Annotated in this window: 5 protein-coding genes; 4 read left to right on the top strand and 1 reads right to left on the bottom strand. The window is 47.0% G+C overall.

Translation table 11 applies throughout. The features are described 5' to 3' along the window. Nucleotides 1-503 precede the first annotated feature (503 nt). The 4 genes from RLO19_RS20010 (at nt 504) to RLO19_RS19995 (ending at nt 4,064) form a co-directional block, all read left to right on the top strand. Nucleotides 504-767, top strand: a complete 264-nt coding sequence (locus tag RLO19_RS20010) for a hypothetical protein (protein ID WP_446359200.1) — start codon at nt 504-506, stop codon at nt 765-767. A gap of 94 nt (nt 768-861) precedes the next feature. Continuing rightward, complete coding sequence (locus RLO19_RS20005) at nt 862-2,439, top strand: metallophosphoesterase family protein (protein ID WP_446359199.1); 1,578 nt, start codon at nt 862-864, stop codon at nt 2,437-2,439. A 57-nt stretch (nt 2,440-2,496) separates the two neighbouring features. Further along, nucleotides 2,497-2,685, top strand: a complete 189-nt coding sequence (locus RLO19_RS20000; protein WP_446359198.1) for a DUF4089 domain-containing protein — start codon at nt 2,497-2,499, stop codon at nt 2,683-2,685. Beyond that, complete coding sequence (locus RLO19_RS19995; protein WP_446359197.1) at nt 2,682-4,064, top strand: AtzE family amidohydrolase; 1,383 nt, start codon at nt 2,682-2,684, stop codon at nt 4,062-4,064. The genes RLO19_RS20000 and RLO19_RS19995 overlap by 4 nt, the downstream gene beginning before the upstream one ends. Before the next feature lie 280 nt (nt 4,065-4,344). Here RLO19_RS19995 and RLO19_RS19990 read toward each other — a convergent pair whose 3' ends face one another. Further along, complete coding sequence (locus tag RLO19_RS19990) at nt 4,345-4,854, bottom strand: plastocyanin/azurin family copper-binding protein (RefSeq protein WP_446359196.1); 510 nt, start codon at nt 4,852-4,854, stop codon at nt 4,345-4,347. Nucleotides 4,855-5,176 lie beyond the last annotated feature (322 nt).

Here is a 5,176-nt window from a genome sequence, read left to right as displayed (position 1 = left end):
GCTGGTTTTTAAATGGAGATAATCCCAGGAACCAGCAAACCCTGTAATAAGTCCCTTCGCCCACCCAGTCCAAGATGTCTTGGCATTACCCAACGCCTAACCAATTAGGCTTAGAGGCTAGTCCGAACTAGGGAAGTATTCGGAAGTCTGTGCCAGAACTAGGCTCAAACCGAGCTATTCACCGCTTACGTTTCCAAACTGGCTTGGTCAATCCTTGTCCCTTTTAGGGCAAGGTTGGTGAAAATGACCTCCAAAATAGACGAGACAGTATTTTGCTCTATATCTAGTTTAATTCTTTGAGCAGAGAAAAATATTAAGGATTCTCCCCCCTCATTTAACCTGCCTAAATTGCTGGCTGAAGCCCTTGCCTGGAGTGCAATGTGTGGGAAAACTTGGATGTGGCTCGTTGATCAATCAGCGTCGCGAAAATTCTATCGGAGTGAGGAAAATGTGGCAATTGGGAGTTAACCTACTATAGGCGTTGAATCAGGAGTGTATTATTCATGGAACGGGTTAAAGTACAAATGATGTTCGAGAATGCCCCGAGAACATCCCATAAAGACTATTCACCGGAGTTGGAAGACTTAAACGGAGAACGGGTGGAATTATCTCGGCTACCCTGTTGCGGCGAGTTGATCTCGTTTGCTGAAGGGATGCTGCACCATATTGGACCCTGCTTCACGGTGATTGAGGTTGTCCATTTCGCATCCCCAAAGGAAAATGGTTTAGTCGGTCAAATCATGCTACGCAAGTGTTTTCCTCGCTAGAGGATCGATTGCTCAGATCCCCACATTCAGATAGATGATCATTCTAGATATCGGAGGATAATCTCAAAACGCAAACCTTTGGCAGTGAACCATTATGCAATTTGTGTCCGATCCTCCTATTGCCGAAAAAATCCAGCAGATGAAACAACGAGTTAGCTGGCAAGATCCGTTAATCGTTGAACGGGATATCGATCAAACTCGGCTGGTATTAGACGATGATAGACCCGATCATCCAGAGTTCTCATTTTTAGTCGTCGGTGATACAGGCTTTGGATCTCATAAACAACATGATCCACAACGCAAAATTGTGGAAATGATGCTAAATCACCGCGATGACTGCCGCTTTGTATTGCATACCGGTGACGTGGTATATCAGGTAGGTTCGAGTGAATATTATCCCCAAAACTTTATCAAACCCTACCGCGAGTTTCTCGTCGATGGCGACTCTCACCATAAAATTTCTTATGACCAAATGGTGTTTAATCTTCCCTTGCTCACCATCCCTGGAAATCACGATTATTATGATTTACCCTTCGTCTACGGGGTTATGGCACAGGTAACTTGGCCCCTGCGCCACCTGTTGAAGACTAAACTCGATCTGAATGTAGGTTGGCACGGATCACATAAGGGTAAAGCTTATACTAAAGCTTTTTTGGACTATCTGAAGCCATTGAAACAGTGGGGACAGTTGGAAAATCATTTAGACCAACACTATACCGCTAAGACAGACACAGGACGTTGCTTGCGCTACCAACCTGGAGAGTTTACCCGCTTACCGAACCGTTACTATACGTTCCGTAGCGGCGGAATTGACTTTTTTGCCCTTGATTCCAATACCTTTAATTCCCCCGCACCGATTCCAGCCACGCCAGAAGGGGAAGCCTTTCGCCGCCTTTTAGAACAGCGACGGGATGAACTAGAAGCCGAAAAAATGCAACTTATGGAAACCGCCGCTACCCTGGATGCGGATAACCCGGAAGAGGCAGAACAGCTTGATGATTTGAATGTGAAATTAGAGCAAATTGATGAACTAAGCTTGGATATTAATAAACAATTGGCATCGGATGAAGAAACTACTATTGACTTTGAACAATTGGACTGGCTACGCCAACGGCTAACCAAGTCTTGGCAGAATCAAGAGGTACGGGGACGGGTGATTTACCTGCATCATCCCCCCTACGTAACCGAAGCAACCAAATGGCAACAGGCACAAACATGGGCAGTTCGTCGCCGCCTCCGTCAAGTTTTGGATGCTGTGACGACGGAGGTGGGTGATTTAGCCCAGGGGCGTCCTTTGGTGGATTTGGTGTTAACCGGTCATGCCCACTGTTTAGAATATATAGAAACGGTGGATACCGGACACGCGGATTCCCATATTCCCTGGATTATCTGCGGTGGGAGTGGTCATAGTTTACGACGTCAACGCAAAGAAGGTTCAGAGATAATGGAATCTGTTGGGTTTATTAATAATAATCCCTCCCGTATGGTAGCGCGATCGCGTCTTTATGTCGGTCGTCATGGTCATGGTTCTAAAAAGCAGCGACTCTATTCATTTTTACGGATTGATGTCCTAGAGGGTGATCCGCCGAAGTTCCGAGTTCAACCGTTTATTGCTGAACGCTGTCACCGAACCTGGGATAATTATGCTAAGGAAGCGTTTGTTATTGGTTAGGGAACAGGGAACAGGAGACACAGAACAAGCAATAGGGAATTCATAACAGATTCAGCTATGACCAAAGAAAGCTTTGATGTTGGTGAATATGTCGATCGCATGGCGGAGTTGATTGATTTGCCGATTGACCCAGAATACCGTTTTGGTGTCGTCGATAACCTTACTCGAATTGCCGCGATCGCACAATTGGTGAATGACTTTCCCTTACCGGATACTATAGAAGCCGCACCCATCTTTGAACCATGACTTTTAATTGGAGACAAGCCGACGCTGTGGGGATAGCTACGGCGGTTTATCAGGGTGAAGTAACCGCAAGTGCGATCGCGCGGGATTGTTTGGCGCAGATTGATGCCCGTAACTCTAGCTTAAATTGTTTTACCGCAATTACGGCTGATACGGCAATCGCTGAGGCGCAACGGGTGGATCAGGCGATATCCAGAGGGGAATTTCCTGGCGTCTTGGCTGGGGTTCCGTTTGCGGTGAAGAATTTATTTGATATTGCTGGATTAACCACCCTAGCCGGATCAAAAATTAATGCCGAAAATCCCCCAGCCAACCACGATGCTACCGCCGTTACCCGACTTAAGCAAGCGGGGGCGGTGCTGGTGGGGGCTTTAAATATGGATGAATATGCCTATGGGTTTGTGACTGTAAATAGTCATTATGGGGCAACACCAAACCCTCATGATCCAACTCGTGTCTCCGGTGGATCATCTGGCGGTTCCGCCGCTTCGGTTGCAGCCAGATTAGTCCCCCTTACCTTGGGTTCCGATACCAATGGTTCAATCCGGGTTCCGGCTTCATTGTGCGGAGTTTTTGGGTTAAAACCAACATACGGGCGTTTATCACGGGCAGGGGCTATTTTATTTTCCAGTAGTTTAGACCATATTGGTCCGTTTGCCCGTTCAGTACGGGATATTGCTACTGCATTTGATATCCTTCAGGGAAGCGATGAACGTGATCCGGTTTGTACACAACGTCCCCCAGAACTTTGTTTACCACAACTCGAAGAGGGAATTGAAGGATTACGGATTGCGGTGGCGGGGGAGTATTTTGCTCAAGGCGCTACCCCAGAAGCCTTGGATGCTGTCGCCAAAGTCGCCCAGGCGCTGGATGTAACCGCTACAGTTAGGATACCTGAAGCGCATCGGGCAAGAGCGGCAGCTTATATTATTACAGCTACAGAAGGGGCTAATCTACATTTTGCCAACTTGCGATCGCGTCCCCAAGACTTTGACAGAGCCACGCGCGATCGTTTTTTAGCGGGGGCTTTAATTCCCGCCTCATGGTACATTCAGGCGCAACGGTTTCGCCAATGGTATCGCCAAAGGGTACGAGAAGTGTTTCAGACAGTGGATATTATTCTCGCCCCGACTACGCCTTGTGTCGCCCCTGGCTTAGATCAAGAAACAATGGTAATTGGGGGAGAAGAGGTATTAGTGCGCCCAAATTTGGGACTATTTACCCAACCTTTATCATTTATTGGATTACCTGTTTTATCGGCTCCTGTCAAGCTCTCTACTTCTCTGCCCTTGGGTGTGCAAATTATTGCCGCTCCTTATAATGAAGCCATGATACTGCGCGTAGCTGCCGTATTGGAGAATGAATTAGGGCTTGCTGAATAAGTCTGGTGGAGGGAGCAGGGGAAGCGGGGGAAGCAGGGGGAGCAGGGGAAGCAGGGGAGGCAGGGGAAGCAGGGGGAGCCATCGTACATTTTCCCTGATAGCGGTGCAAGGGTATAAAAGGGTTTAACCCGGATTTCTTGAACAACAGCAAATATCAATGCCACTAAAAGCCTTAATAGCTAAGGGTTTGGGAATTGTGCAGCAAGCCCGAATTATGAATTCAGCGATTAGCTGACATTGGAAAGAATGTCTTATTCCCATCGCCGCTTTATAACCCAGGTTATGAAGGTTTTATTGTAATTTCTCCTACCATACCTGCTTCTGTATGTCCAGGAATTGAACAATGGAGTTGATATGTTCCCGGTTTCATCGGCACAAATACCCATTCAGCTTCACCAGTCGGTTTTAGTTCCAGTTCATGGATTGCCCCTTTAACCTCTACTTTGGCAGCTTCAACTTTTTGAGTCCAACTCGCATCAGCGAAGTCTTTGGCGGTGAAGTAGTGCTTTTGGGGACTAGGATTATCTAGCAATAGTTTATAGCGTGTGCCGGCGACAAACTCAAATTGGTTGGGGAAGAACTTCAATTCATCCGCTTGATTGCCTAAACTCACATTAACTTCTACGGCTGGAGTCGCCGCGATCGCTGGGAAGCATACTACGTTAATTCCTAGAATTAGTCCAATGATTGCGGTTAAGCATCGGCGAAGCCATTGATTTTGCCAGAGGTGACGATCTGCGGCTTTAGCCCCTACTACGAGACGATTTAAGGACATTTTTCTTGGCATCATACTATTCAAATATTGCACCATTTGGATTACGTCATAAGCGATGGTGAAAGCCCTCGTGATTTATCCGAGGGATGAAACCGAGCAAGTCGTAAAGACAGCGGGATTTATCCCGCAATAACATTCTTAAGTGATATAATATAACTATAAGTAGAGATACAGTTAGGTCTTGACCTAGCCAAGGTCAGTAGGGCGTTTTTGACTGCGCCATCCAGGGTTTTTCTCTGGAACTCTAAGAAGACGAGCAAAACGAAGGGACGCGGCTTTAGTTCGTCCCGTAGTATCCTCTTAGAATCCCCCGCGTTTTAACCGGGGGAGAAGTCAA

Origin of the sequence: Coleofasciculus sp. G2-EDA-02, assembly GCF_040226375.1 — a bacterium.
Taxonomy (GTDB): Bacteria; Cyanobacteriota; Cyanobacteriia; order Cyanobacteriales; family Coleofasciculaceae; genus Coleofasciculus.
This window is presented reverse-complemented; position numbering and strand designations above follow the sequence as displayed.

Bases quoted from the DNA above. Each gene is read 5' to 3' on its own strand.
- RLO19_RS19990 (WP_446359196.1), bottom strand. From the start codon at position 4,854: ATGATGCCAAGAAAAATGTCCTTAAATCGTCTCGTAGTAGGGGCTAAA.
- RLO19_RS20000 (WP_446359198.1), top strand. From the start codon at position 2,497: ATGACCAAAGAAAGCTTTGATGTTGGTGAATATGTCGATCGCATGGCG.
- RLO19_RS20010 (WP_446359200.1), top strand. From the start codon at position 504: ATGGAACGGGTTAAAGTACAAATGATGTTCGAGAATGCCCCGAGAACA.
- RLO19_RS19995 (WP_446359197.1), top strand. From the start codon at position 2,682: ATGACTTTTAATTGGAGACAAGCCGACGCTGTGGGGATAGCTACGGCG.
- RLO19_RS20005 (WP_446359199.1), top strand. From the start codon at position 862: ATGCAATTTGTGTCCGATCCTCCTATTGCCGAAAAAATCCAGCAGATG.